This window comes from Paraburkholderia sp. RAU6.4a (genome assembly GCF_050435625.1).
Lineage (GTDB): Bacteria > Pseudomonadota > Gammaproteobacteria > Burkholderiales > Burkholderiaceae > Paraburkholderia > Paraburkholderia tuberum.
This window is the reverse complement of record NZ_JBNDKQ010000002.1, coordinates 3,561,729-3,583,815: the sequence shown is the minus strand read 5'-3', so window position 1 is coordinate 3,583,815 and position 22,087 is coordinate 3,561,729. Positions and strand designations below refer to the sequence as shown.

At 63.6% G+C, this 22,087-nt stretch carries 23 protein-coding genes and 1 pseudogene; 14 read left to right on the top strand and 10 right to left on the bottom strand.

Annotated elements, in window-relative coordinates; translation table 11 throughout:
- Nucleotides 1-134: 134 nt before the first annotated feature.
- Both tal and OKW40_RS21355 read left to right on the top strand, forming a co-directional pair.
- A complete protein-coding gene (gene tal / locus OKW40_RS21360) occupies nucleotides 135-1,088 on the top strand; it encodes a transaldolase (RefSeq protein WP_184065632.1) in 954 nt (317 codons plus the stop codon).
- Nucleotides 1,089-1,295: 207 nt separating this feature from the next.
- On the top strand, nucleotides 1,296-1,715 hold the full coding sequence (locus OKW40_RS21355; protein WP_429356826.1) for a VOC family protein: 420 nt from the start codon (nucleotides 1,296-1,298) through the stop codon (nucleotides 1,713-1,715).
- 27 nt (nucleotides 1,716-1,742) lie between these two features.
- Here OKW40_RS21355 and OKW40_RS21350 read toward each other — a convergent pair whose 3' ends face one another.
- The 5 genes from OKW40_RS21350 to OKW40_RS21330 all read right to left on the bottom strand — a co-directional run bounded on the left by OKW40_RS21350 (nucleotide 1,743) and on the right by OKW40_RS21330 (nucleotide 6,237).
- Entirely contained in the window at nucleotides 1,743-2,867 is a 1,125-nt protein-coding gene (locus OKW40_RS21350) for an FUSC family protein (protein WP_184059459.1), read from the bottom strand.
- Nucleotides 2,868-2,995: 128 nt separating this feature from the next.
- Nucleotides 2,996-4,546, bottom strand: coding sequence for a monocarboxylate uptake permease MctP (mctP, locus tag OKW40_RS21345; RefSeq protein ID WP_184059461.1), 1,551 nt, complete (start codon nucleotides 4,544-4,546; stop codon nucleotides 2,996-2,998).
- Complete coding sequence (locus tag OKW40_RS21340) at nucleotides 4,543-4,785, bottom strand: DUF3311 domain-containing protein (RefSeq protein WP_184059463.1); 243 nt, start codon at nucleotides 4,783-4,785, stop codon at nucleotides 4,543-4,545. The genes mctP and OKW40_RS21340 overlap by 4 nt, the downstream gene beginning before the upstream one ends.
- Before the next feature lie 297 nt (nucleotides 4,786-5,082).
- Nucleotides 5,083-6,018 carry a spermidine synthase gene (locus OKW40_RS21335; RefSeq protein ID WP_187618161.1) on the bottom strand — a complete coding sequence of 312 codons (936 nt, stop codon included), beginning with the start codon at nucleotides 6,016-6,018 and terminating at the stop codon, nucleotides 5,083-5,085.
- Between the two features lie 72 nt (nucleotides 6,019-6,090).
- Nucleotides 6,091-6,237: a hypothetical protein gene (locus OKW40_RS21330; protein ID WP_429491376.1), complete on the bottom strand. Its 147-nt coding sequence runs from the start codon at nucleotides 6,235-6,237 to the stop codon at nucleotides 6,091-6,093.
- A gap of 125 nt (nucleotides 6,238-6,362) precedes the next feature.
- Here OKW40_RS21330 and OKW40_RS21325 point away from each other — a divergent pair.
- A pseudogene (locus OKW40_RS21325) lies at nucleotides 6,363-6,656 on the top strand (OmpA/MotB family protein); the annotation flags it as partial.
- Between the two features lie 90 nt (nucleotides 6,657-6,746).
- On the opposite strand, the gene OKW40_RS21320 reads toward OKW40_RS21325, so the two are convergent.
- Nucleotides 6,747-8,987 carry an NADP-dependent isocitrate dehydrogenase gene (locus OKW40_RS21320; RefSeq protein ID WP_429491374.1) on the bottom strand — a complete coding sequence of 747 codons (2,241 nt, stop codon included), beginning with the start codon at nucleotides 8,985-8,987 and terminating at the stop codon, nucleotides 6,747-6,749.
- Between the two features lie 273 nt (nucleotides 8,988-9,260).
- Here OKW40_RS21320 and OKW40_RS21315 point away from each other — a divergent pair, with 273 nt between their 5' ends.
- The 7 genes from OKW40_RS21315 (at nucleotide 9,261) to OKW40_RS21285 (ending at nucleotide 13,248) form a co-directional block, all read left to right on the top strand.
- On the top strand, nucleotides 9,261-9,689 hold the full coding sequence (locus OKW40_RS21315; RefSeq protein ID WP_429491372.1) for an SIR2 family NAD-dependent protein deacylase: 429 nt from the start codon (nucleotides 9,261-9,263) through the stop codon (nucleotides 9,687-9,689).
- A 90-nt stretch (nucleotides 9,690-9,779) separates the two neighbouring features.
- Complete coding sequence (locus OKW40_RS21310) at nucleotides 9,780-10,613, top strand: RNase A-like domain-containing protein (RefSeq protein ID WP_429356824.1); 834 nt, start codon at nucleotides 9,780-9,782, stop codon at nucleotides 10,611-10,613.
- A gap of 9 nt (nucleotides 10,614-10,622) precedes the next feature.
- Nucleotides 10,623-10,916: a contact-dependent growth inhibition system immunity protein gene (locus OKW40_RS21305; protein WP_184059469.1), complete on the top strand. Its 294-nt coding sequence runs from the start codon at nucleotides 10,623-10,625 to the stop codon at nucleotides 10,914-10,916.
- A gap of 85 nt (nucleotides 10,917-11,001) precedes the next feature.
- On the top strand, nucleotides 11,002-11,310 hold the full coding sequence (locus tag OKW40_RS21300; RefSeq protein WP_429491370.1) for a contact-dependent growth inhibition system immunity protein: 309 nt from the start codon (nucleotides 11,002-11,004) through the stop codon (nucleotides 11,308-11,310).
- Nucleotides 11,311-11,452: 142 nt separating this feature from the next.
- Nucleotides 11,453-12,280, top strand: coding sequence for an AraC family transcriptional regulator (locus OKW40_RS21295; protein ID WP_429491368.1), 828 nt, complete (start codon nucleotides 11,453-11,455; stop codon nucleotides 12,278-12,280).
- A gap of 81 nt (nucleotides 12,281-12,361) precedes the next feature.
- A complete protein-coding gene (locus tag OKW40_RS21290; RefSeq protein WP_429491366.1) occupies nucleotides 12,362-12,763 on the top strand; it encodes a cupin domain-containing protein in 402 nt (133 codons plus the stop codon).
- A complete protein-coding gene (locus tag OKW40_RS21285) occupies nucleotides 12,754-13,248 on the top strand; it encodes a GNAT family N-acetyltransferase (RefSeq protein ID WP_429491364.1) in 495 nt (164 codons plus the stop codon). The genes OKW40_RS21290 and OKW40_RS21285 overlap by 10 nt, the downstream gene beginning before the upstream one ends.
- Nucleotides 13,249-13,273: 25 nt before the next feature.
- On the opposite strand, the gene OKW40_RS21280 is transcribed toward OKW40_RS21285, so the two are convergent.
- From OKW40_RS21280 to OKW40_RS21265, 4 genes are all read right to left on the bottom strand, one after another.
- A complete protein-coding gene (locus OKW40_RS21280; RefSeq protein WP_429491362.1) occupies nucleotides 13,274-13,765 on the bottom strand; it encodes a DNA-deoxyinosine glycosylase in 492 nt (163 codons plus the stop codon).
- A complete protein-coding gene (locus tag OKW40_RS21275; RefSeq protein ID WP_429491361.1) occupies nucleotides 13,765-14,481 on the bottom strand; it encodes a chorismate--pyruvate lyase family protein in 717 nt (238 codons plus the stop codon). The genes OKW40_RS21280 and OKW40_RS21275 overlap by 1 nt, the downstream gene beginning before the upstream one ends.
- Before the next feature lie 188 nt (nucleotides 14,482-14,669).
- Nucleotides 14,670-16,568: a molecular chaperone HtpG gene (gene htpG, locus OKW40_RS21270; protein WP_429356818.1), complete on the bottom strand. Its 1,899-nt coding sequence runs from the start codon at nucleotides 16,566-16,568 to the stop codon at nucleotides 14,670-14,672.
- 135 nt (nucleotides 16,569-16,703) lie between these two features.
- Nucleotides 16,704-18,161: a PLP-dependent aminotransferase family protein gene (locus OKW40_RS21265; RefSeq protein WP_429356817.1), complete on the bottom strand. Its 1,458-nt coding sequence runs from the start codon at nucleotides 18,159-18,161 to the stop codon at nucleotides 16,704-16,706.
- A 231-nt stretch (nucleotides 18,162-18,392) separates the two neighbouring features.
- Between OKW40_RS21265 and OKW40_RS21260 the strand changes: the two genes are divergently transcribed.
- The 4 genes from OKW40_RS21260 (at nucleotide 18,393) to OKW40_RS21245 (ending at nucleotide 22,060) form a co-directional block, all read left to right on the top strand.
- Nucleotides 18,393-19,085: a VOC family protein gene (locus OKW40_RS21260; protein WP_429492013.1), complete on the top strand. Its 693-nt coding sequence runs from the start codon at nucleotides 18,393-18,395 to the stop codon at nucleotides 19,083-19,085.
- A 115-nt stretch (nucleotides 19,086-19,200) separates the two neighbouring features.
- Nucleotides 19,201-20,397 (top strand): PLP-dependent aminotransferase family protein, encoded by a 1,197-nt coding sequence (locus OKW40_RS21255; protein WP_429491359.1) that lies wholly within the window; start codon nucleotides 19,201-19,203, stop codon nucleotides 20,395-20,397.
- Nucleotides 20,398-20,500: 103 nt separating this feature from the next.
- Nucleotides 20,501-20,965 (top strand): RidA family protein, encoded by a 465-nt coding sequence (locus tag OKW40_RS21250; RefSeq protein ID WP_184059485.1) that lies wholly within the window; start codon nucleotides 20,501-20,503, stop codon nucleotides 20,963-20,965.
- A gap of 195 nt (nucleotides 20,966-21,160) precedes the next feature.
- Nucleotides 21,161-22,060: a PhzF family phenazine biosynthesis protein gene (locus OKW40_RS21245; protein WP_429491358.1), complete on the top strand. Its 900-nt coding sequence runs from the start codon at nucleotides 21,161-21,163 to the stop codon at nucleotides 22,058-22,060.
- Nucleotides 22,061-22,087 lie beyond the last annotated feature (27 nt).

Sequence of the window (22,087 nt, the reverse complement as noted above, 5' to 3'; positions counted from 1 at the left end):
GCGTTTCCCAAGCCATCGTGGGACGCGCTGCGGCTTGACCCGCGGCCGCCGGCGCCGGCTGATTCCTCCCGCCGGCGCGGCGGCGTCCTCACTTCTCCTGAACCATGGCGCACGCGCGCCCTGAAGGCCCGAACATGACAACCGCACTCGACCAACTCAAGCAATACACCACCGTGGTGGCCGACACCGGCGACTTCCAGCAGCTCGCGCAGTACAAGCCGCGCGATGCGACCACCAATCCGTCGCTGATTCTGAAGGCCGTGCAGAAAGACGACTACCGGCCGCTGCTCGAAAAGACCGTGAAGGCGCATGCGTCGAAGCCGCCCGGCGCGATCATCGACCAGTTGCTGATCGCCTTCGGCACCGAAATCCTGAAGATCATCCCGGGGCGGGTGTCGACCGAAGTCGACGCGCGCCTGTCGTTCGACGTCGAAGGCTCGATCGCGAAAGGCCGCGAGCTGATCGCGCTGTACAAGGAACACGGCATCGAGCGCGACCGCGTGCTGATCAAGCTCGCGTCGACGTGGGAAGGCGTGCGCGCGGCCGAGGCGCTGCAGAAGGAAGGCATCCACTGCAACATGACGCTGCTGTTTTCGCTCGTGCAGGCCGCCGCCGCCGCGGAAGCTGGCGCGCAGTTGGTCTCGCCGTTCGTCGGCCGCATCTACGACTGGTACAAGAAGAACGCCGGCAGCGCGTGGGACGAAGCGAAAGACGGCGGCGCCAACGATCCGGGCGTCAAGTCGGTGCGCCGCATCTACGCGTACTACAAGAAGTTCGGCTACAAGACCGAGGTGATGGGCGCGAGCTTTCGCACGACCTCGCAGATTCTGGAACTGGCCGGCTGCGATCTGCTGACGATCAGCCCCGACCTGCTGCAGAAACTGCACGAGAGCACCGACAAGGTCGAACGCAAGCTGTCGCCGGAGACATCGCACGACGCGGACATCGAGCGCGTGCCGGTCGACGAGAAGTCGTTCCGCTTCCTCCTCAACGACGAAGCGATGGCGACCGAGAAGCTCTCCGAAGGCATCCGCACGTTCGCCGCGGACGCGGTGAAGCTGGAAAAGCTGATCGACACGCTGCGCTGAGGCGCCGGAGGCCGCGGGCGTGGCTGGCTGGAAAGGCGGCGCTGGACCTCACGGTTCAGCGCCGCTTTTCGTTTACGCTGCGTCGCCACCGGCGACATAGCGTCACAAGCGACGCGCCGCCACCGACTACAATCGACTCCACGCCCCTCCCGCCGCCGCTGGCGAGGAACGACGGCGCCCGCCCAACGCCTGACCATGGAGACGATCATGTACGTTCAGCCCTATGTGTTCTTCAACGGCCGTTGCCAGGAAGCGCTCGATTACTACACCGACAAGCTCGGCGCCCAGGTGACCTTCAAGATGCTGTTCAAGGAAGCGCCGCCGGACGCGCACAATCCGCCACGCCCCGAACTCGCCGACAAGATCATGCACGCGAGCGTGCAGCTGGGCTCGAGCACGTGGATGGCTTCCGACGGCAACTGCGATCCGGCGGCCGGCCCGTTCAATGGCTTCAGTCTGTCGCTGACCATCGATGACGGCGCGTCGGCGGAAAAATGCTTCAACGCGCTCGCCGATGGCGGCCAGGTCGTGATGCCGTTCCAGCAAACGTTCTGGAGCAAGGGCTTCGGAATGGTAGTGGACCGCTTCGGCATGATGTGGATGGTCACGCTGCCGCCGCAGGTTTGAGGCTTAGGGGCAGGCCAGCGCTAGCACCTACCTACCACGCGTCGCCCGCTCGTGCCGCTCGATGTTCCAGTTCGGCTCGGTCTCCAGCAATAGCGCGCGCAACCGGTCTACCTGTTCCGCGAGCCGCTGACCGAGCCAGTACGGCCCTTGCCAGTCGGGCGGCAACGCGGTGGCCACGTCGCCGTGCCCCTTCGCGAGCGGCGCCGCGGCCGGAATGCCAAAGCGCGACGGACGGCCGAAACGCAGCCCGCGCGCGGTGGACAACAGGATCGCCCGCACGGCGCGCACCTCGGCGCCGCAATGCGCTGCATAGGCGGTGCGCGCGGCGGCATCGGCGTTCATCAGCGGCCCCGTGGCAAGCAGTTCCAACGAGCTGAGCACCGAACGATGCAGCCGCTGGATTTCCTCGAGCCTCGACTGCGGCACGTCGATTTCCTTCGCGACCGATGGCATCAGCGAGCGCAGTTGCACGAGCCGCTTGTTGATCCGCAGGAAACGCTTGATCTGCTCCTCCTCGGTGATCGTTTCGCCGTCGAGCAGCCGCGCGTAGATGCCCGCGCATTCGCGCAGATTGGCGGCGAGGCCGTAGCGCCACGAATACGTCGCGTGCAGCGGAAACGCGAACGAAAACGCCAGCGCGATGACGATACCGATCAGCACGTTCAGCGTGCGCCACAGGCCGACGTCGATCAGATTGTCCCCGTGGCCCGCGACGATGCACATCGTGATGGCGGTCAGGAGCCCGATATAGCCGGACGAGCCAATCGCGAACCACGCGCAGATCGACGCGATGATCGCCTCCAGCACATAGGTGAGCGGCAGCGAACCGATGAAGTGCTGTTGCACGATCAGCAGGAGCCCGATCGATGCGCCGAGCAGCGTGCCGGCCGCGCGTTCGGCCGCTTTCTTGCGGATATTGCCGTGATGCTGCAAGCCGCCGATCACGACCAGCAGTGTCACCGACGACCAGATGCCGTGCGGAATATCGATGCCGGTCGTCGCGAGAATCGACACCAGCATCGCGAGGCCGACGCGCAGGCTATGCAGCACCTTGGCGTGCCGGTAGCGGTAGTACGGCGACGTGACCGCGCGCACCATCCGGCTGAGCGCCGCGCGGCGGGAAATCAAAGTGGGAGTATCGGCAGCAGCCATGGCGGCGCGCGGCGAACGCGTGAAAGGACGGTTCCGCTATCCTGCCCTGGAGTGCCCCGCAAACACAAACGCCCGCCAACTTCCGTCGGCGGGCGTTGCGTGTTTCAGAACGTGATTCGCAGCTGGAATCAGCCTTCGACGATGTCCAGGTAGTCCTCCGGATGCGTACGGTCCTCGGCGCGCTGCATGCCCACCGCGCGCACGACCAGGCTCACGACGACCGACACCACCAGGTTCACGACCAGCGACCACACGGCCGCATAGCCCGGAATCGCCATGCCGAACAGATGGATCGTGAAGATCGAGCTCGCGAGGTTCAACGAAATCGCCATCCACGTGCCGGTCGCGATACCTGCCGCCCAGCCGAGCAACAGACCGCGGTAGTCGAGCACGCGCGTGTAGAGACCCAGCACGATCGCCGGCAGCGTCTGGATGATCCAGATCCCGCCGAGCAGTTGCAACTGGATCGCGTACGTGAGCGGCAGACCGAGAATGAACGCCACCGCGCCGACCTTGACGATCAGCGACACCAGCTTCGCGACGTTGGTCTCCTGCTCGTGCGTCATGTTGCGGTTGACGAACTCCTTGTGCACGTTGCGCGTGTACAGATTCGCCGCCGCGATCGACATGATCGCCGCCGGCACCAGCGCGCCGATACCGATCGCCGCGAACGCGACGCCGACGAACCACGACGGGAAGAAGTGCAGGAACAGCGCCGGCACTGCGAAGTTCGGGCCGAAGGCCTTGAAGTACGGCGCGAACTCCGGCATGTCCTTCACGCCGGCCGCGAGCGCCATGAAGCCGAGCAGCGCGAGCAGGCCGAGCACCAGCGAATACGCCGGCAGCAACGCCATGTTGCGGCGGATCGTGTTGCCCGACTTCGACGACAGCACCGCGGTGATCGAGTGCGGATACAGGAACAGCGCGAGCGCCGAACCCACCGCGAGCGTCGCGTACGCGCTATAGCCGTTCAGGCTCGACACGTCCGGCGACTTCAGCAGCAGCTTGGCCGGCGGGACCGCGCCGAAGATATGGCCGAAGCCGCCCAGCTGCGGCGGAATCACGATGATCGCGGCGAAGATCGTCACGTAGATCAGGATGTCCTTGACGACCGCGATCATGGCCGGCGCGCGCAGGCCCGACGTGTACGTGTAGGCCGCGAGGATCGCGAATGCGATGATCAGCGGCAGATCGCCGACGAAGCCGGTCGTGTCGAAACCGAGCGCGCCGATCACCACTTCGATACCGACCAGTTGCAGCGCGATGTACGGCATCGTCGCGACGATGCCGGTGACCGCGACGGCGAGCGCGAGCATGCGGCTGCCGTAGCGGGCCGACACGAAGTCCGCCGAGGTCACGTAGCCGTGCCGCTTCGCGACGCTCCACAGCTTCGGGAACACGACGAACGCGAACGGATAGATCAGGATCGTGTACGGCAGCGCGAAGAAGCCCGTTGCGCCCGCACCGAACACGAGCGCCGGCACCGCGATGAACGTGTAGGCGGTGTACAGGTCGCCGCCGAGCAGGAACCACGTGACGATCGTGCCGAAGCGCCGGCCGCCGAGACCCCACTCTTCGATATGCGCGAGATCACCGCGCCGCCAGTGGGCCGCGACGAAGCCGAGAATCGTGACGCCGATGAAAAACAGAACGAAGACGAAAGTTGCAATGGGGTTCATCGTTGCGCGCCCCCGTTCGTGCGACCCGTATAGCGGGACCTGGTCTTCGAATAGACGAACGCGGTGATGACCGCGCTGATCAGCACCCACAGCAGCTGATACCAGTAGAAGAACGGGAAATCGAACAGCTGCGGCTCGATCCGGTTGTAGGACGGCACCCAGATCATCGCGATCCACGGTAGCAGCAATAGCCAGAGCCAGTGCTTGCTGGCTTTCTTCACGTCGGCGTCGTGAGCCATGACGTCTCCTGTTTCCTATTTAGAATTTATCTGCCCGCGGTCGACGGGAGGTGGGACTCAGCGGGTGGTCGTCCCGCGGTCAGCCACGGGCTCCCCGAAAGCTTCGAAAGAGTATAGGAGTGGCGAACTCCCGGTCAAGCAGGGACGACCCGAGGCGCGTCGGGTCCAACAACGCGACGGAAGCGCCAACGATGCAGGCTGGATGACGTTGCGGCGTAGACGTGAAAAAAATACCGGAAGCAAAGCGGCCGTGCCGACCGCTACGCCGGTACAGCCGCTTCATTCTCCGTGCGCTGATCAGATCGCAAACGATGCGCCCGTCTGCCCGGTCGATTCGCGCAGGCCCTTGATCCATTTGCGCGCCGGCAAGCCGAGCTCGGCTTCGATCAGCTTCGCGCGCGCCTCTAGCGCGGTGAACGGCACGTCGAGCGCGGGGCCCGAGAACGCGATCGCGATACGGTTGCCGTCGTGCACTTCGGGCAGCGCGACGACGCGACCGTCGAAGGCTTCGTTCAGACGCTTCATGTTGCGCACGAAGCTCGGATGATCGCCGAACAGATTCACCGTGACGATGCCCGCGTCGGTCAGACACGCACGTGCCGCACGGTAAAAGCCGACGCTGTCGAGTACTGGGCCGCGCGCGGTCGCGTCGTAGACGTCGATCTGCAGCGCGCCGATGGTGCCGTGGTTTGCGCTCTCGTTGACGAAGTCCCACGCGTCGCTTTCATGCACGCTCAGACGCGCGTCGTCGGGCGGCAGTTCGAACATCGTGCGCGCGGCCACGACGACCGCCGGATTCAGTTCGACGGCCTCGACCTTCGCGCTCTTCAGGAAGCGGTGCGCGAACTTGGTCAGCGAAGCGGCGCCGAGCCCGAGCTGCACGATGCGCTTCGGCGTTTCGAGGAATAGCAGCCAGGCCATCATCTGCTGCGCGTATTCGAGTTCGATGTGATCGGGCTTGCGCAGACGCATCGCGCCTTGCACCCATTCCGTGCCGAAATGCAGGTAGCGCACGCCGCCCTCTTCGGAGAACGTCACCGGTGCGAAGCGCGGCTTGCGTGGCGCTTCGATTTGCGGCGCGTCGTGTGCGTCGTGCTCGACGGTGCCGCTCGCGTTGCGCGTGGATTTGGGTGCCTTTTTGTGGGCCATTTTCTGTTTACCGCCGATGGCTTGGGCGTCGCGGTTACGGAAAGCGCGCGCCTCGGCCGAAGCGCGCTTGATCAGATTCGTCATGTAGGGATGTCGCGCGACAGGCGCAATATTTTTGGTCGAACGAGAGCATAGCATTCGCTGCGGTTCGCTCATTCAAATCAACCGCTCACAAACTGCTTTCAACGAACTCACTTTTGCGGCCGCTGGATCGCGACCAACCTGCGCCATTACGCCACGCGCAAACGATTCACGGCGCGCTTTATCGCCGTTTTCCGTCACCAGCCGCAGCTTGCAGCGCATTTCCTCCTGGTGCAGCGCCCGGTGAGATCATCTATTCCGAGGGCTACTCGGGTGAGGCCGTGGTCTTTCTGATCACGGAGGGCAAGGTCGAACTTTCTACTCGCTGCGACGACATGAAGGTCGTCGATTCGTTCGATGTACTCAACCCGATCGCGCAGGGACTGCAAAAGGATGCGACGGGGAATGTGCTCGTCGAAGGGCATACCGACAGTGCGCCGATTTCGACCGCGAAGTATGCGTCCAACTGGGAGCTGTCGTCGGCTCGCGCGGGGGCCGTGGTCAGGTATCTGGTCGAGCGCGGGATCGAGCCGCATCGGCTGGCCGCGATCGGGCGGGCGGACAATTTTCCGCTGGTCGCCGGCAATGACGCGGCGGCAAGAGCGGCCAACCGGCGGGTCGCGATCGTCGTGCAGTATTGAACGCGTTCGCCGGTAGCATCGGCCGCCCTTCCCTGCTACGAGCCGCCCGCCGGCGGCTCGTCTTCACATCACCTCACTTCACGCATCACGTCATTCGACGCGTACCGCCCCAAGCGCCTCGTTCAGCGTGCGGCTCGGCCGCATCACCTCTTCGAGCTTGTTGAAGTCCGGCTTGTAATAGCCGCCGATGTCCGCCGGCGCGCCCTGCACCGACGCGAGCTCCGCCACGATCACCTGCTCGTTGGCGGTCAGCTGCGTCGCGAGCGGCGCGAACTGCGCGGCGAGCGCGGCGTCGTCCGTTTGCGCGGCCAGCTCCTGGGCCCAGTACATCGCCAGATAGAACTGGCTGCCGCGATTGTCGAGCTCGCCCGTCTTCGGGCTCGGGCTGCGATTGTTGTCGAGCAGCTTGCCGGTTGCGGTGTCGAGCGTCTTCGCGAGGATCTTCGCCCGGTTGTTGCCGGTCTTGATGCCCAGTTCTTCGAGCGACGCCGCGAGCGCGAGGAACTCGCCGAGCGAGTCCCAACGCAGATGGTTCTCTTCGACGAGCTGCTTCACGTGCTTCGGCGCCGAACCACCCGCGCCGGTCTCGTACATGCCGCCGCCCGCCATCAACGGCACGATCGACAGCATCTTCGCGCTCGTGCCCAGCTCCATGATCGGGAACAGGTCGGTCAGATAATCGCGCAGGATGTTGCCGGTGACCGAGATCGTATCGAGCCCGCGCACGACGCGCTCGAGCGTGTAACGCATCGCGCGCACCTGCGACATGATCTGGATGTCGAGGCCCGTGGTGTCGTAATCCTTCAGGTAGGCCTCGACCTTCCTGATCAGCTCCGCTTCGTGCGGGCGATACGGGTCGAGCCAGAACACCGCGGGCATGCCGGAATTGCGCACGCGCGTGACCGCGAGCTTGACCCAATCGCGGATCGCCGCGTCCTTCACCTCGCACATGCGCCAGATGTCGCCCTGCTCGACGTTCTGCGTGAGCAGCACCTCGCCACTGGCTAGATCGACGATGCGCGCCTCGCCGTCTTCCGGCACTTCGAAGGTCTTGTCGTGCGAGCCGTATTCTTCCGCCTTCTGCGCCATCAGGCCGACGTTGGGCACGGTGCCCATCGTGACCGGATCGAACGCGCCGTTGGTCTTGCAGAAGTTGATGATCTCCTGGTAGATGCGCGCGAACGTGCTCTCCGGGATCACCGCCTTGGTGTCTTTCGGACGACCGTCGGCGCCCCACATCTTGCCGCCGAGGCGAATCATCGCCGGCATCGACGCATCGACGATCACGTCGTTCGGCGCATGCAGGTTCGAGATGCCCTTCGCCGAATCGACCATCGCCAGTTCCGGACGATGCTCGTGGCATGCGTGCAGGTCGCGGATCACCTCCTCGCGCTGCGATTCCGGCAGCGTCTCGAGCTTCTCGTACAGATTGACGAGGCCGTTGTTGACGTTCACGCCAAGTTCCTCGAACAGCTTGCCGTGCTTCGCGAACGCGTCCTTGTAGAACACCTTCACCGCGTGGCCGAAGACGATCGGGTGCGAGATCTTCATCATCGTCGCCTTCACGTGCAGCGACAGCATCATGCCGGTCTTGTGCGCATCTTCCATCTGGTCTTCATAGAACGCTAGCAGCGCCTTCCTGCTCATGAACATGCTGTCGATGATCTCGCCGTCCTGCAGCGCGACCTTCGGCTTCAGCACGATCATCTTGCCGTTCTTCGTGACGAGTTCCATCTTCACATCGCGCGCGCGATCGAGCGTCATCGATTTTTCGCCGTGATAGAAGTCGCCGTGCCGCATGTGCGCGACGTGCGTGCGCGACGCCATGCTCCATTCGGCCATGCTGTGCGGATGCTTGCGGGCGTAGTTCTTCACCGCGGCCGGCGCGCGACGGTCCGAGTTGCCCTCGCGCAGCACCGGATTCACCGCGCTGCCGAGACACTTCGAGTAGCGCTGACGGATCGCCTTCTGTTCGTCGGTCTTCGGATCTTCCGGATAGTCGGGCACCTTGTAGCCCTTCGCCTGCAGTTCCCTGATCGCGCTCGTCAGTTGCGGCACCGATGCGCTGATGTTGGGCAGCTTGATGATGTTGGTGTCGGGTAACGAGGTCAGGCGACCGAGTTCCGCGAGGTTGTCGGGCACCCGCTGCGCTTCGGTCAGAAACTCGGGAAACTCACCGAGGATGCGGCCCGCGACCGAGATGTCGCTGGTCTCGACCTCGATGCCGGCCGGCCTGGTGAAGGTCCGGATGATCGGCAGGAACGCGGCCGTCGCAAGCAGCGGCGCCTCGTCGGTGAGGGTGTAGATGATGGTCGGTTGCTGGGTCGTCATTGCTAGGCTCTGGGCGGGCGGTTGAGAGGCATCTCGCACGTGATACGGGCAGGATGCGCAAACGTCGATCAGGAAAACGACAACGCTAGGACACAAACGCTGTGCGTGGCGGATGGCGACGCGGGGCCCTGGAACGCCAAAGCGGAACGATTAAGCGAACACGGCGGACTGCGTCGCGCAGCGGGTCGCACGGTTGGATTCTGCCTCATTTTTGGGCTGCCAGGAGAATTCGGAATGTGAACAACGGGAGCACGCATGGACACGGCAGAGCAAATGACGATCGCGGCTGACTGGATACGCGAAGCCGACGGCATTCTGATCACGGCAGGCGCAGGCATGGGCGTCGATTCCGGACTACCCGACTTTCGAGGCGATCACGGATTCCGGGCGGCTTATCCGGCGTTGAAGACCGGCGGAATCAATTTCCATGATATTGCCAATGGAACAGCCTTCCTGCGTGATCCGGTCCGCGCATGGGGTTTCTACGGCCATCGGCTCAACCTGGACCGGCGCGCCGTCCCGCACGCGGGTTTCGAGAGCTTGCGCCGCTGGGCATCGGCGAAAAGAAGCGGCGGGTTCGTATTCACCAGCAATGTGGATGGCCAGTTCCAGAAGGCCGGCTTCGCCGACGATCGCCTGTTCGAATGCCACGGATCGATCCATTTCCTGCAATGCGGACAGTCCTGCAGTACGCCTGAATAAATCAGAACCCGAATTTTCATCCGTCGCCCATTCCTCTCCCTGTTGTCGCCTGCTAGCGTGGCAGTCCCGACAGCTACGGAGAAGTTCGGAATGTCGTATCAACAGGATGCGGACGGCGTGCGCGTGGTGCTCAGCGCGCCGCAAATGGCGGCGGTACTGGCAAGGCAGTCAATCACCCAGACCGAAATGCTTTCCAACCGGCTATGGGGCGGGTTGCAAATCGTCGGTGGCGTGCTGGAAATGGTCGGCGCAAGTGCGTTGTGTGTGATCCCGGAACCGACCATGCTCACCAAGGCAGGGTGTGTCGTGTTCGGCGTACATGGTTCTGGTACGGCGGCGGCTGGTTTGCGTCAGGTCTGGACGGGCCAGGATACGGCCACATTGACCCAGCAGGGCACGACGAAGCTGGCCGAAGCAATGAAGGCAAGTCCTGACATAGCCAACAATATCGGCCTGTCACTTGACATGGTCGTGCCGTTCAGCTTTGCCGGGTCAATCAAGGCAGTGCGGGCTGCGCGTATCACGATGGGCGAGATCAACCTGAACATGCATGAAGCGAAGACGCTTCGCGGGGTTGGCGGGCATACACTTTTGAAGCATGTGGGAAAGGATGAGGCCTGGTTGCGACAAAGACTGAAAGATGAGCCGCGGATAAAAGCGGCGACATCATTTAAAGACCAGAAGACTGCCGAGAAAGCCATTTCGGAAGTGATGATGGGCGAAACTACCCGCATCAGATCCTGGTCTCAGTCTACGACGAGTGCTCCGTTGCGTTTAACAAGGCACATATCTGGGGACGTGGGTTACGGGGTTGTCAGGAAGACAGGACAATTTGCGAAAGGAAACAAGGTTTTGGTGGTACTTAAGCGGGAGATATACAATGGAATGCCCTATTACGTCCTGACGGCGTTCATCGACTTATGAGACGCAGCTATGAATGAAAATCCGCTGTACCCCGAACTAAACCAGCTCTTTGGTGTGTACCTTAACGAGGATTTTTCGTACTGGGGTAACACCATCAAAGTGATCATAGGTTGCTACAGAAGAGATAGTTCACAAGAGAGTTTAAGGAACATACTTGTTGAAATTGAAAACTTCGAGAGAGAGAACTTTAGCAATCTGGACGATGCATTCGAAGAGGCGTATGGCTCCCAGTTCGGCCCGGAGTTGTGGGGTTACACCACTGCTTCCTTCCTTGACGAATTGAAGCGGCTACTGAGTGAGTAGGCAATTGCTCGGGACAGACTATAAAGAAGGCCCGCCATTGTCGCGGGCATTTTCACGCACGCGCCCCTCAACACGCAGACAGGGAGTGAAGGCTTATCGTATGGTTGACGGTGAGGAATATGGCAATCTGACGGGGTTGATTCGCTCTCGTTTCCACGAAGATTTTGACCTTTTCGGAAACTCAGTAGAAGAACTCGTTTCTTCCTATACCGCGAAAATGTCAACGACTGACATTGACGCGCTCATGTCTGACATAGATTCATTCAAAGCCGACTATCCAGAGACGTTGGACTCAAAGTTCAAGGAGCGGTTTGGCCGCCAGTTCGATCCTGTTTTGTGGGGCTGCACGACGGCTTCCCTCCTTGATGAAGTAAAACGGTTACTGAGTGAGTAGGCAATTGCTCAGGAGCGGACCCGCGACGAGACACTGACGTCAGTCGCACTATCACGCATGCCAAGCGTGCGAACATTCGCACCGGTACAATCCTCCGATATCGATGTTCCCGCAGATCTGCCAAACCAAGCCGGAGCGTGTGATGGACGGCGATATCAGCAAAGCCCAATCCGACTGGATTTCCCGTTCGGAATCCACCCACGGAGTCGAACGCATCGAAGCGTTTTTCCACGGCAACGCGTACTCCATGCATCGGCACGACACCTACGCGATCGGCCTGACCCTCGCCGGCGTCCAATGCTTCCATTACCGGCACGGTTTGCGCACCAGCCTACCTGGACAGACCATGGTCCTGCATCCCGACGAAGTGCACGACGGTCAGGCCGGCACGAACGAGGGATTTCGTTATCAGATGATTTACGTGCAGCCCGCTGCAATCCAGGAAGTCCTCGGCGGCCGCCCCCTGCCGTTCGTCGAAGGCGGCGTCACGACCGATCCGCGCCTGTTCGAAGCCACGCAGACAGCGCTGCGCCAGATGCGTGGCGACGCGGAGCCGCTCGAACGTGACGACGCGCTCGCCGGTCTCGCGCTCGCGCTGGATAACGCCTCGGGCGCGCGGCAGACGCGCAGGTCCGCGGATTTCGCGGCAGCGCAGCGAGCACGCGAATATCTGCACGCATCGTGCACGCACACCGTCACGCTCGATGAACTTGCCGTCGTCAGCGGGCAGGACCGCTGGAGCCTCTCGCGCGATTTCCGAACTTTTTACGGCACCAGCCCCTATCACTACCTGGTCATGCGCCGGCTCGAAGCCGCGCGCGCGATGATGCTGCGCGGCGTTTCCCTCGTGGACGCGGCGGCAGCAGCCGGCTTCGCCGACCAGAGCCACATGACCCGACATTTTCGCCACGCATACGGGATCCCGCCCGCACGTTGGCTCGCGATGACGAGCGATCGGCACGCCGGCTAACGCAAGCTTGCACGATCGTTCAAGACACTCGCCGGCGGCGGGACTATGCTCTGTTCCAGGTATCACCCGAATGGAGCCACCATGCACAGCGATTCCCAGCCGACACCCGATCAACGCGGCCAATACAAGACCATCAACCTGCTCGACAAGATCAGTCAGATCGACGACCACTGGCAGCCGCGCGTCGTGGCTGAAATGAATGACTATCAGTTCAAGGTCGTAAAGATAGCCGGCGATTTCGTCTGGCATCGGCATGCCGATACCGACGAGACGTTCATCGTCCTCGCAGGCCGGTTGCGCATCGACTTCCGCGACCGCTCGATCGAACTGTTTCCCGGAGAAATGGCGGTGGTACCAAAGGGAGTCGAGCACAAGCCGTATGCCGAGTCCGAGGTGAAGCTGCTGCTCATCGAACCGCGCGGCGTCGTCAATACCGGCGATACGACCACCGAAAGAACGGCCGAAAACGACGTATGGATCTGAGAGCCGCCATGCAAACGCCGCGGCCGATCGTTCGCGAAGCCGTTTTCCCCGCCGACACCCACAACCTCGTCGCCGTGATCCGCGAGTATGTCCGCTGGCTGGATATGGATCTGTCGTACCGTGGATTCGATGCAGAAATGGACGCGTTCGAACACGTTTATACGCTGCCATCCGGCATGTTCTTCGTCGCCGACGCCGGCGGCGAGCTCGCCGGTTGCGCGGGGCTGCTGCGCCATACGGCAGAGACTGCGGAAATCAAACGGCTCTATGTTCGTGAAGCATTCAGAGGGTTGTCGCTTGGCGAAACGCTGGTCACATCGGTGATCGGGAAAGCGAAGACATTGGGATTCTCGACGCTGGTTCTCGACACGGTTCCGCAAACCGGTTTTGCACAGCGCATCTACGAGCGGTTAGGGTTCGTCGAAACCGCGCCCTACTACGAGAATCCAGTCGAAGGCACACGGTTTCTTGCGCTCGTTCTATGAGCGCGAATGGCATCCTGTCGGTCGATCAGACCCAGGTTAGCCGTCGCCATATGTCCAGCTTTTGAGCGTATGAAACCGAGGCATGGGCGGGACTGCTCGATGGCAAACGGACAAGCCGATATTGCACTCCCCGCTCGCCCAACGCTTTCATCCCGATTTTGGCCGCCGTCCCCCCGTTGAAGGCGATGGTAGCCAGTTTCGGCAGCGTATCGATCAGAGCGATCAGATCGTTGCTGGCATGGTCGCGAATCCGGCTATCCAGGCTTCCTGCTCGACGAGCCTCGGCAACGACATCCCATAGTCCGATATGGTGTTCGAGCAACGTCTCGAGACGCGTCGAATAGTCCATACCAACCAGATCCCGTTCTATCGCTTCACCGACCAGTAACCAGAATTTGTTCTGCGGATGTGCGTAGTATTGGCCGTGAGCCAACGACACCTCGCCCGGCAAGCTACCGAGGATCAAGACCCGCGTATCGGCGTCGACGACAGGCGCAAAGCAACGCTTGAACGACATCAGCGGCTCCGCTCGTCGGCGCTACGCGGCACGCTGTGCGCGCGCGACGCGGTGTGATCGAGCGGACGACCGTGCTCGCGCACCCGCGCGTGCGCGATATGCGCCGCGCCGGTGCCTGACGCGGCAGCGTGCGCGCGAGCGGCCGCGTCCAACGCACGCAAATGCTCCCACAGTGCCGGCAACATGCATTCGGTCACCATCAAAGGCGCACCATGCCGCTCGAACACCGAGCGACGCGCCACCAGCGCATGCGGCGCATGCCGATCGCCGCCGTCGATTTCATGGGCGGCCAACCGATACAACGGATGCCGCTGCCCCACCCTGCGGCTCACCAGCGACGAACGCGCGACACTGCTATCGCTATACAGCAACTCCGCGAGCGGCCGGGTGCGCAGGCGACGCGTCGCCTGCCAGATGCCGACGCTCGCGGCACGCGGCGTCACGCTATGCGCGGCGACGAACGGCACGCCATCGACCGACAGCACCACTTCGCGCACCCACACCGGCGCGCGCGGCGCGAGTCCGAGCGCGGCGGCTTCGTCGGGCCACGGCAGCGCGACGGCTTCGCGTGTTACGCGCACCGCGACCGCGCCGAGCGCGCGCAGGTGCGCGGTCAGTGAACCGCCGCGGGTCAGCCAGTCTTTCTGGGCGGCGCTGAAAGTGGCCAAAGGCGCGACGCGCCAGTGGGCGTCGGCAGGATCGAAACGGATAGGCATGGTGTCGGATTATAGCGGCGTGCCCCGACGGTAATTTTTCGCGGCAACGACCGCGGCGATCGTGCGCGCTCCTTCAGCCAGGGGAGCCGACGCAAACCAGAAGGCAAAAAAAATGCGCTGCCGAAGCAGCGCATTTCTCAACTACCGGGCGTCAATCCAGCAACGACATCAACGCTTTCGGCTCACGCTCAACCCGCGCGCGACAGCAGCAACGCATTGGTCCGCTTCACGAAGCTCGCCGGATCTTCCAGCGCGCCGCCTTCGGCGAGCAGTGCCTGATCGAACAGCAGATGGCACCAGTCGTCGAAATTCGCGCTATCGGCATGCAGACCCTTCACGAGGGCGTGCTCCGGATTCACTTCGAGAATTGGATGGAACTCAGGCGCCTGCTGGCCCGCGGCCTTCAGCATGCGCTGCAGGTAGCCGCTCATTTCGCCGTCGTCGGCAACGAGGCACGACGGCGAGTCGGTCAGGCGGAACGTCAGACGCACGTCCTTCGCCTTGTCCTTCAACGCTTCCTTCATCTTCTCGACGAGCGGCTTGAACGCTTCGCCGATCTTCTCCTGCGCCTCTTTTTCCTCGTCGTTCAGCGCGCCGAGATCGAGGTCGCCGCGCGCGACGCTTTGCAGCGGCTTGCCGTCGAATTCGTTGAGGAACGACAGCATCCATTCATCGACGCGATCGGTCAGCAACAGCACTTCGACGCCCTTCTTGCGGAACACTTCGAGATGCGGGCTGTTCGACGCGGCCTGCCACGTGTCGGCGGTCACGTAGTAGATCTTCGTCTGCTCGGGCTTCATGCGAGCGACGTAGTCGGCCAGCGACACGGTCTGCTCGGCCGTGCCCGTATGCGTCGTCGCAAAGCGCACGAGCTTCGCGACGCGCTCGCGATTGGCGAAGTCCTCGCCGATGCCTTCCTTCAGCACCTGGCCGAATTCCTTCCAGAAGCCCGCGTACTTTTCCTTCTCGGCGTCGTTGTCCGCGTTGGCCAGTTCTTCCAGCATCGACAGCGCGCGCTTCGTCACGCCTTCGCGGATCGCCTTCACGTCGCGGCTTTCCTGCAGGATTTCGCGCGACACGTTGAGCGGCAGATCGGCCGAATCGACCACACCCTTCACGAAGCGCAGGTACGTGGGCAGCAGTTGCTCGGCGTCGTCCATGATGAACACGCGCTTCACGTACAGCTTCAGTCCGCCGCGCTGCTCGCGGTTCCACAGATCGAACGGCGCGTGCGCCGGCACGTACAGCAGTTGCGTGTACTCGCTGCGGCCTTCGACGCGGTTATGCGTCCACGTCAGCGGATCTTGATGATCGTGCGAGATGTGCTGGTAGAACTGCTTGTATTGCTCGTCGGTGATGTCGTTCTTCGAACGGGTCCACAGCGCGCTCGCCTGGTTGACGGTCTCGTCCTCGTCCTTCGTGACCATCTCGCTCTTTTCCGCGTCCCACTCTTCCTTCTTCATCAGGATCGGCAGCGCGACGTGGTCCGAGTACTTCTGGATGATCGACTTCAGCCGATACGACGACAGCAGTTCGTCCTCATCGGCACGCAGATGCAGCGTGATGGTCGTGCCGCGCGCGGCGCGCTCGATCGTCTCGACCGCGAAATCGCCTTCGCCCGCGCTTTCCCAGCGCACGCCTTCCGAGGCCGGCAAACCGGCGCGGCGCGTCTCGACGGTGATCTTGTCCGCGACGATGAAGCCCGAGTAGAAGCCCACGCCAAACTGGCCGATCAGCGCCGCGTCCTTCTGCTGGTCGCCCGACAGCTTGCCGAAGAATTCCCTGGTGCCCGAACGCGCGATCGTGCCGAGGTGCGCGATCGTCTCGTCGCGGCTCATGCCGATGCCGTTGTCGTCGATCGTGATGGTGCGCGCGGCCTTGTCGAACGACACCCGAATCCGCAGGTTCGGATCGTTCTCGTACAGCGCGCTGTTTTCGATCGCCTCGAAGCGCAGCTTGTCGGCCGCGTCGGACGCGTTCGAAATCAGCTCGCGCAGAAAGATTTCCTTGTTGCTGTACAGCGAATGGATCATCAGTTGCAGAAGTTGCTTCACTTCTGCCTGAAAGCTCATGGTTTCTTGTGCCATGGTCGGACTTCCTCTCTGTTGCGAATTGGGGGATGAGCGGCGGCCGAAGCGGATTCCAACCGCGGTTCGGGCCCGCCGTGCCGGAGCGCCGGACCGCCGGATCGTCCGCGCAAATGGGGACGCTCCGGCGCGGTTTCAAGAGGCGCGGCGCGCGACGCCGTCGAGATAACGGCTTAGGAACGCCGGTAATTCAGGATCGCCGCAATTGGCGATGTTGAAGCGCATCCACGTGCTCGGCGACTGCTGCGGCGAAAACAGCCCGCCCGGCGTCAGCAGATAGCCGGCTTCGTGCCCGGCCGCGGCGAGCGCGCCTGCGTCGACGCCGGTGTCGGCCCACAGGAACATCCCGGCCGTCGGCGTCAGAAACAGCTTCATGCCGGTCTTCTCGATCATCCGCACGGCCTTCTCGCGCACGCCGTCGAGCCGTGCGCGAATGCGCTCGACGTGCCGCCGGTAGTGGCCCTCGGTCAGGATCTTGTAGATCACGCGCTCGTTCAACTCCGGGCTCGTCATGCCGACCAGCATCTTCTGATTGGCGACCACCATCGCGACCTCTGCCGCGCACGCGATGAAACCGACGCGCAGATTCGGCGCAAGCGTCTTCGAGAAACTGCCGAGGTAGATCACGCGCTTTAGCTGATCGAGGCTCGCGAGCCGCGTACCGGCGTAGCTGGGCGGGCACAGGTCGCCGTAGATGTCGTCCTCGACGACGATGAAGTCGTACGCCTCGGCAAGCCGCAGGATGCGGAACGCCTGCGCGGCGCTCAGCGAGGTGCCGGTCGGGTTCTGCAGCACCGAGTTGATCACCAGCATTTTGGGGCGCCATTCCTGGACCAGCGCTTCGAGCGCGTCGAGATCGGGGCCGTCCGGTGTGTACGGCATGCCGACGAGCCGCGCGCCCTGCGACGCGAAGCAGCCGAACATCTGGAACCACGCCGGATCGCCGACGATCACCGCATCACCCGGCTTCACGTAGATGCGCGAAATGAGGTCGATCGCCTGGGTGACGCCCGACACCATCACGATCTGCTCGGGCGACGCGCCGATCTCCAGCTCCTCGAGCCGCGTCTGCAACTGCTGACGCAGCGGCAGGAAACCTTGCGCGGTACCGATGCCGAGCATCTGCATGCCGCTTTGCCGGCCGAGCGTGCGCAGCGCGTTGGTGATCAGGTCGCCGTCGAGCCAGCGGGCCGGCAGATAGCCGAGGCCCGGGCTGCGCTCGGGCCGCGCGCCGGTGTGCAGCATGTTGCGCAGCAGCCAGACGACGTCGATATTGGCCGGCGCGGGCAGCGTCTCGGCGCGCGGGTGCAGCTCGGAGACCGTCGCCGCGCCCCCCTGGCGCTCGCGCACGTAGAAGCCGGAGCCGCGCCGCGACTCCAGAAAACCCTGCGCGACGAGCCGCTCGTACGCTTCGACCACCGTGAAGCGCGACACGCCCTTATCGAGCGCGAGCTTGCGGATCGACGGCATGCGCATGCCGGGGCGGAACACGCGCTCCTCGATGCGGCGCCGCGCCCATTGGACGAGCTGTTCGACCAGCGTCAACGACGCGGTGTCGTGCGGGGCAGGAATGTGGGTAAGCGGGACGGACATGACGGACTCCAACTGTACCGAATAGTATCGCGCCGATTGTACCGTTACTGTGCAGGTCACGGCCGTTACATTTGAATCCAGCGAGGCTGGTGACACCATGTAAATCCATACGTATGGCCGGCCGATCCGGCAAACGGTTATGCTTACGGCCCCGGCAGCGCTGCCCACAAGCGTGGCGCGCAACTGGCCCTTGCACAGAACAGCGTTTTCCGTCGATCCGCCATGACCACCCTGACAGCCCAATCGCTCAGTCTCGATCACCTCGTCGTCTCCGCGCGCACCTTGGACGAAGGCGTCCAGTACGTCGCCGATACGCTCGGCGTCGCGCCGGCCGGCGGTGGCGCGCATCCGCTGATGCGGACCCACAATCGCCTGCTCGGCCTGTGGGGCGGGGTCTACCTGGAAGTGGTCGCCATCGATCCGCGCGCCGCGGCCGACGCAACCGATGGCACCGCGCCGCGCCCGCGCCTGTTCGCGCTCGACGACCCGGTGACGCAGGCGCGATTGGAAAACGGGCCGTATCTGTCGCATTGGGTCGCGCGCGTCGAACGACCGAAGCATCTGGCGACGTGGCAAGCGCAGTATCCGCAGCGCATCGCGCCGGTCGTGCCGATGACGCGAGGCGATTTCACGTGGGGCCTGACGGTGCCCGACGACGGGTCGTTCCCCGCGTGGCAAGGCGCCGGCGACGGCGTGCTGCCCTCGCTGATCCAGTGGGACTCGACGCGGCATCCGTCGCAGTCGCTGGCACCGACCAACCTCGCGCTGAAAGCGTTGAAAGCCGTGCATCCGCGGCCAGAGCTGATTGGCGAGCAACTGCGCTGGCTCGGCGCCGCGCACCTGCTCGACGTACAGCCGACCGACGGCGCGGCGGCGCTCGTCGCCGAATTCGAAACACCCGAGGGTTCTCGAACCCTCGGATAAACAGCGCGTGGTTGGGCAACCCCCGTGGCAACCCCGGTGGCACCCCAGCGGCAATGGTTGGCCAGTCGCGCGATAATTGAAATTTTGACCGGTTCCAGAAATACCAGAGGAGATCATGGACCAAAGCGACCTGAAAGCCCCGACGTGGCAATTGTCCGAACGCGCGCGCAAGCTCACGAGCTCCGCGATCCGCGAGATCCTGAAAGTCACGGAACGGCCCGAAGTCATCTCCTTCGCCGGCGGCCTGCCCTCGCCTGCCACCTTCCCGGCCGAGCGCATGCGCGAGGCGTCCGACCGCATCCTGCGCGACACGCCCGCCGCGGCGCTGCAGTACAGCGCGACCGAAGGTTATCTGCCGCTGCGCGAATGGGTCGCGCAACGCCACTCGATCAACGGCGCGCAGATCCGTGCGTCGCAGGTGCTGATCACGACCGGCTCGCAACAGGCGCTCGACCTGCTCGGCAAGGTGCTGATCTGCGTCGATAGCCCGGTGCTGGTCGAAACGCCGACCTACCTCGGCGCGCTGCAATCGTTCTCGATGTACGAGCCGCACTACGTGCAGGTGCCAACCGACGAGCAGGGCCTGATCCCCGAGGGCCTGAAGCCGGAACTGACCAATGGCGCGCGTCTGCTGTACGCGCAGCCGAATTTCCAGAATCCGACGGGACGCCGTCTGCCGGTCGAACGCCGCCGCGCGCTCGCCGAGTTCGCGAAGACCGCGCCGTTCCCGGTGATCGAGGACGATCCCTACGGCGCGCTCGACTACGCGGGCGAACCGCTGCCGACGATGTTGTCGATGGCGCCCGATCACATCGTCTATCTCGGCTCGTTCTCGAAGGTGCTCGCGCCGGGTCTGCGCGTCGGTTTCATCATCGCGCCCGAGGAACTGATCTTCAAACTCGTGCAGGCCAAGCAGGCCACCGACCTGCACACGCCGAGCTTCACGCAGCGCATCGTGCACGAGGTGGTCAAGGACGGCTTTCTCGACACGCACGTGCCGACGATCCGCGAGCTGTATCGCAACCAGTGCGACGCGATGCTCACCGCGCTCGAGCGCTATATGCCCGAAGGCGTCAGCTGGAACCGTCCGGAAGGCGGCATGTTCATCTGGGTCAATCTGCCGGCGGGCATCGACACCATGAAGCTGCTCGAGGAAGCGGTCGCGCAGAACGTCGCGTTCGTGCCGGGCGCTCCGTTCTTCGCGAGCGAGGCGCAGCACAACACGCTGCGTCTGTCGTTCGTCACGGTGCCACCGGCTAAAATCGACGAAGGCGTGGCGCGTCTCGCCGCACTCGTGCGCGCGAAAATCTGAACGGCGTTAGCCGCACTGCCATCGGGGTGAAGCTTGCACGCGCGTTGCGTGCGGACTTCGCCCCGCCTGCATTCATGCAATCTCACCGAAACGAGGACACGATATGGCTCAATCGAATGTGTACGACAAGCTCAAGGAACTCGGCATCGAATTGCCGGCGGCGGGTGCGCCGGCAGCGGCCTATGTGATGAGCGCGCAAAGCGGCAACACGGTGTACCTGTCGGGCCACATCGCCAGGAAGGACGGCAAGGTGTGGGTCGGCAAGCTCGGCGCGACGCTCTCCACCGAGGAAGGCAAGGCCGCCGCGCGCTCGATCGCGATCGATCTGCTCGCCACCTTGCATGCGCACGTCGGCGACCTGAACCGCGTCACGCGCGTCGTCAAGCTGATGAGCCTCGTCAACTCGACGCTCGAGTTCACCGAGCAGCATCTGGTCACCAACGGTGCGTCCGAGCTGATCGCCGACGTGTTCGGCGAACGCGGCAAGCACGCGCGCTCGGCGTTCGGCGTCGCGCAGATTCCGCTCGGCGCGTGCGTGGAGATCGAGCTGATCGCCGAGGTCCAATAGCATCGACGCGATGTGACAATGCGTGCGGTGTCGCGCGAGATCGGCACCTGATTCACGCCGCATTGCGATTGAAACGCGCCGACCGGTGTCACGCACCGGCGGCGCGTTTTTGTTTTATGGCGACGGTGGATCGCCGCCGCGCAGGCGGATAGAATCCGCGAACTCCCTCAACGTCCATTGCGCCGGAGCCTGTCGATGTCCGCTCACACCGTTCGTTTCAAACAGGTCGACGTGTTTACGTCGACACCGTTCAAGGGCAATCCGCTTGCCGTCGTGTTCGATGCCGACGCGCTCGATACCGCGCAAATGCAGGCCATTGCGCGCTGGACCAATCTGTCCGAAACCACGTTTCTGCTAAAGCCGACCGACGCGGCCGCCGACTATCGCGTGCGCATCTTCACGCCGGGGGGCGAGTTGCCGTTCGCGGGTCATCCGACCTTGGGCACCGCGCATGCTTTGCGCGAAAGCGGCTACCAGCCGAAGCAGGCCGGCAAGCTGATCCAGCAATGCGGCGTGGGTCTCGTCGAACTCGAAGCGCTCGACGGCGGCGACAACATGCACGGCGCATGGGCGTTCGCCGCGCCGCCCGCGCGCGTGACACCGCTCGCCGAGCATCGTTACGAAGCGCTGTCTACGGCTTTACGTAGTCAGGCGATCGACTTCAGCGCGCCGCCATGCGCGGTCGACAACGGTGCGCCGTGGCTCGTCGTGCGGGTCGATTCGGCACGCGCCTGCCTCGCGCTCGAACCCGACGCGGCGGCGCTCGCCGAGCTCGCGCATTCGGTCGACACGCACGGCGTCGCCGTGTATGGACCGCACGACGCCGACGGCCCCGCGACGTTCGAGGTCCGTTGCCTGATGGCGGGCGGCGGCTTCGGTGTCGGCGAAGACCCGGTGACGGGCAGCGCCAATGCCGCGCTCGCGGGTCTGCTGAACCTGCAGCACCGTCGTCCCGCCGCGCGCTATACGGCGCGTCAGGGCACCGCGCTCGGGCGCGCGGGCCACGTGTCGGTCCACTACGACGATGCGCGCGGCAAGATCTGGATCGCCGGGCCTTCGGTGACGATCGTCGACGGCACGTGCCGGCTCGTGTAAGCGAGCTGCGGCTTCGCGCGCGCGCCA